Here is a 4401-nt window from a genome sequence, read left to right as displayed (position 1 = left end):
CTGTTACCAGAGATGAGCGAGGCCATGATTCAGGGAGCAATGATTCGGTTAATGTTGCAACGTCTCGGTCAACAGCAGGGATAAGTTTAACAATTTATTTGGAAATGCCCTCTAAATGTGCCACGCAATCAACCAGATGAACCGAGCGATCACACTATTCAATCAAGCGGGTGGGGTCGGGAAGACGACGATTACTCAGAACTTGGGCTACCTGTAGCGACCTGCAATACTAAACACTCCAGCCAGCAATCAATACACTTACGAGCCAGGATTAAATGCAACTGTAAATGTGACTGAGACAGGATTAAATGCAACTAGCTTGGAATCATCCATTTCAGCCAGGATTAAGTGCAACTATGGCAGTAAAGGAAAGGGTCATTTTCTTTACCGACCTTATTCCCCTCCATGCCCAACCCAAAATCGGCTCAAGTTTGGTAACGAAACTCGGTAACGATATCTAAGGCAACCTATACTGTGAAGCAACGAGTTTGTTTACTGACTTGCTAAGGTTTAAGTCATGTTGATCGGCTACGCGCGAGTTTCAACTGATGACCAAAAATTGAACCTGCAAATGGACGCTTTGCAGCAAGCGGGTTGTGCAAAGATTTACTCAGATAGGCGCAAGTGGAGTCAAAGCTGCAAGACCTGGACTGAGCCAAGCACTAGAAGTAGCACGGGCCGGCGATATTGGGGTTTGAGTAGCAATCGTGCAGAAACTTACGCTAAGACTGAAATTCTTGCCAGCACCTCTTTAGGCACGAAACCGCTGCTAAGTAGAGGTTCTATTAATAGTTGCATTTAATCCTGGCTCGTAAGTGTCTTGAGTGCTGGCTGGAGTGTTTAGTATTGCAGCTCGCTACACTTAGTTAAGTCCGCATTCTTTTCCTTAACGGTGACATAGACTGCCAGGACTGATGGAAAATACTCAAAACTTTGACTAAACTAGAATGATGATTGCCTAGAGTTAACATTAAATTTTTTAGATATCCTCCCAGAATGGCAACTCCTTCAGACTCTTTATCACCCCAATTCCGATTAATTACTTTTCCTGTTAGTCACTACTGTGAAAAAGCGCGATGGGCGTTGGCTAGGCTGAATATTTCTTACATTGAAGAACGCCACGCACCACTATTTCATCGCATGGCGACAGGTCGTGTTGGGGGGAAATCTGTTCCAATATTGATTGCTGGGGCGCAGGTTTTCACTGACTCAAAAGATATTTTAAAGTATCTGGATACGATCGCCCCAGAAACTACCAAGTTGTACCCTTGCGCTCCTGAATTACTTAAGCAAGTTGAGGAGTTGGAAGTATTATTCAACACTCAGCTTGGAACGGCCACACCGATTTGGGAGTATTCTTACACATTGCATAATCCTAAGCTGGCAAAACGCCGATTTTTGTATGGGGTACCATTCCACGAACAAGCATTATTTCCCCTCATATTCCCATTAATTAGCTCCACGATTCGCCGCCAAATCAACGAAAAAGCTGAGGCAGTTACTAATGCCCACGCACAGATTAGACAAATCTTTGAAGCTGTGGGTAACTTGGTGGCAGATGGACGTACTTACTTAGTGGGTGATCGCTTTTCGGCTGCCGATCTAACCTTTGCAGCGCTTTCAACGGCTGTTGTCAGACCGCCTGAGTACGGTGATACCGCACTTGCACTGTCGAATTTGGAGCAATTACCGCCCAAAATGGCAGAGGAGGTGCGTGTGTTTCGAGAGATGCCAGCAGGCGCATTTGCTTTACGACTGTGGCGAAGTCGTGCAGCCGTTTCCTAGAAGAGGGTTGAGGAGCTGGAAAAGTTAGAGAATCGGAAAGTTCCCTTTTTAGCGAGGAGTTCTTCATGCTCATTCCTCAACTTGAAACCCAGTGCCTAATACCAATTTAAATGAGAGTTAGGGCAGATGAGTTAGACTCACAGAAGTTGTTTAGCGCTTTCTACGAATGGTTGGTGTAACCTCAATATACGTGAAGGAAAGCTTGGATGAGCTGGCAGAACGGTTGCGTCAAGCCAAAGGGCCAAGGGACAAAGAACGATTGCAAGTGCTCTACTGGCTCAAACAGGACAATGCTCCGAGTATCAGCGCAATTGCCAAAGCAGTTGGAAAACATCGAAACACGCTACAAACCTGGTTATCAATGTACCGAGACGGGGGATTGGAAGCGATGTTAGAAACCAAGAAATCACCTGGGGGAGTGCGAGTCATTCCACAATGGGCAGAAGATGCTTTGGCAAAGCGCTTAAAACAGAGCAATGGATTTGCCAGCTATGGAGCAGTACAACAGTGGTTAGCCGAAACCTTAGGGGTAGAAGCACACTACCATGCGGTTTACCAGATGACTCGTTATCGGCTCAAAGCAAAGCTTAAGGTTGTTCGTCCTCAAAATTACAAGCAAGACAGTCAGCAGCGAGCTGCCTTTAAGCAAACCTCGCAGACGACTGCTCCTTGTTGAGTCAGTATGCTCGCCAAGTGCGACAAGATCAGCGACAGATTCGCTACTAGGCTCAAGATGAGACTCGCTTGGGACTCAAGAGCGTCATCGGACGGTTGATTACAGCCTGTGGTGTTAAACCCATTGGGCAATTGTCTTTGGTTATTTAAAGCGTTCTGGCTCTACGGTGCTGTGGAACCGGCGACGGGCGAATCCTTTTTTCTACAATTAAATCATGTGGATACCGAATGCTATCAACGCTTCTTAGATGAGTTTTCCCGTGCGTATCCAGATAGCCTCAACGTTATCCAAGTCGATAACGGGCGCTTTCACAAGAGCAAAAATTTGCTTGTCCCTGAAAATGTAATTTTGTTGTTTCAACCGCCTTACTGTCCAGAGTTAAATCCCATTGAACGGTTGTGGGAACATCTCAAGGCGGATCTCAAGTGGGCGTCGTTCCAAACCCTGGCTCAATTACAAACCAAAGTGGATCAACTTTTAGCCCAGTTAACCCCCCAAATGATTGCTTCCATCACTGGGTATTCCTTCATTCTGGATGCTATATCTGCCCTAAATTCCATTTAAATTGGTATTAGAGAATTCGCAAACCCAGCGATCCACATAATCCCCAACCTTAGCAGCCTTAGCAGCCTTAGCTGCCGCAGCTTCCTTAGCAGCTACATACTTAAGTTCAACCGGCGGAATTAAGGTACTCAAAGACAGTTCTTCCAACGGCACTCCCCGGTAGAGATGAAACCAGCCCAGCAGGTGACGGAGCAAACCAATTTGGTTGCGGCAGGCTTTGGTTTTCACCGGGTCTTCTAACCGGCCTGGCCAGTGGGCTGAGGTGCGGAACTTGTAAAAATGCTCAGTTTCAGCTTTTAGCTTCTCTGACACTTGTTCGGCTCGTAAGCCGTAAGGCGGCAAGACAGAGCGGTTTGTCAATAGCGTCTTCGCCATCATTCCATAGCCACGACGCCGGCGGCCCCCGCAGCAATCAACAGGTTTCTCCGGTAAGGTATTTCCCGGCCACCACCCCAGCTGGCTACACCAAGAAACAAGTTCCTTGAGCCGGCAGCGATAAACCTCCTGACTACTAGCAGAAGGTTGCAGCCGCTCAAAAACTTTTTCTTGAACTTCCAATGCAGTTGTGAATTGCTCAATGGTTATACCTTTTTTAAAAGCCGTTGCCGCCTCTATTTCAACGCGCGTGGGCTTGCGGCCTTTGAAAGGTTCAAAGCCCCATCCTGGTAAAGTGTAACGGTTGATAGCCGTTTCAGTTTGAGCGATAATTTCTTGCGCTTTCTTTGGCGGGTGCTGGCTCTGAATCTGAGCGGCATAAAGGCCCAAAATATCGGCCAGAAACAGATTGCTTTTCATACTTATAAGTCCTTGGTGGTGAAAACTTTAAAAGTTTAGGTCTTGTGGAAGTGCTATGCAGTCTTGAAAAGAGACACGTCAAAAATTCTCTCTTGTTAAGATTGTATTAAAAACATCAGTAAATCACAATTACTGTTGTTTTTACTATTGGCTGTAGTCGGCTAGAAACCTTATGAAACAAAGCTTTTATCCTCATAGTTCTGCTTATTTTATAAACAAGCTTCCAGCTATTTATAACCTCAAAAAAACTTGGATTGTGCGTATGAGCTAATACCTTACTACGCTGAGCAAGATAGAAAATTAACTCCAGATTCCAACCCCCAGGCTGGTTAAAACTACTGAAAACTAGCTCTTGTTTAGTAGCTATTGCTTGTAAGGTAGCGGATTCTGGATTTTGTATTTGACAGTCAAAATGCAGTCGTGTAGCTTTGGCGAGAAAAAGATTCATAGTGCAATCAGTAAGACTAATATAACGGTTCTCGATTGAATGAGGTAGAATAGAGAGCAAGAAAAGGTAAAAAGGCTTTGACTTGACAATAACTATGAGACCCTACAGTCTTGATCTGCGCCAGAAAATTATC

General features: G+C 45.4%; 4 protein-coding genes and 1 pseudogene. 4 read left to right on the top strand and 1 reads right to left on the bottom strand.

Annotated elements, in window-relative coordinates; all coding sequences use genetic code 11:
* Window positions 1-517 precede the first annotated feature (517 nt).
* The 4 genes and pseudogenes from H6F73_RS17805 to H6F73_RS17790 form a co-directional block, all read left to right on the top strand.
* A pseudogene (locus H6F73_RS17805) lies at window positions 518-686 on the top strand (recombinase family protein); the annotation flags it as partial.
* Between the two features lie 310 nt (window positions 687-996).
* Window positions 997-1785 carry a glutathione S-transferase family protein gene (locus tag H6F73_RS17800; protein WP_190760129.1) on the top strand — a complete coding sequence of 263 codons (789 nt, stop codon included), beginning with the start codon at window positions 997-999 and terminating at the stop codon, window positions 1783-1785.
* A gap of 166 nt (window positions 1786-1951) precedes the next feature.
* A complete protein-coding gene (locus H6F73_RS17795) occupies window positions 1952-2461 on the top strand; it encodes a helix-turn-helix domain-containing protein (RefSeq protein ID WP_190760128.1) in 510 nt (169 codons plus the stop codon).
* 111 nt (window positions 2462-2572) lie between these two features.
* On the top strand, window positions 2573-3025 hold the full coding sequence (locus tag H6F73_RS17790; protein ID WP_190760127.1) for an IS630 family transposase: 453 nt from the start codon (window positions 2573-2575) through the stop codon (window positions 3023-3025).
* Here the strand turns inward: H6F73_RS17790 and H6F73_RS17785 are convergent.
* A complete protein-coding gene (locus H6F73_RS17785; RefSeq protein WP_190760126.1) occupies window positions 3011-3820 on the bottom strand; it encodes a hypothetical protein in 810 nt (269 codons plus the stop codon). The genes H6F73_RS17790 and H6F73_RS17785 overlap by 15 nt on opposite strands.
* Window positions 3821-4401 lie beyond the last annotated feature (581 nt).

Source organism: Microcoleus sp. FACHB-68, assembly GCF_014695715.1.
GTDB lineage: Bacteria > Cyanobacteriota > Cyanobacteriia > Cyanobacteriales > Oscillatoriaceae > FACHB-68.
This window is presented reverse-complemented; position numbering and strand designations above follow the sequence as displayed.

What these genes read in the sequence shown, in the direction of transcription:
- H6F73_RS17795 (WP_190760128.1), top strand. Translation starts at nt 1,952, where the DNA reads ATGGTTGGTGTAACCTCAATATACGTGAAGGAAAGCTTGGATGAGCTG.
- H6F73_RS17785 (WP_190760126.1), bottom strand. Translation starts at nt 3,820, where the DNA reads ATGAAAAGCAATCTGTTTCTGGCCGATATTTTGGGCCTTTATGCCGCT.
- H6F73_RS17800 (WP_190760129.1), top strand. Translation starts at nt 997, where the DNA reads ATGGCAACTCCTTCAGACTCTTTATCACCCCAATTCCGATTAATTACT.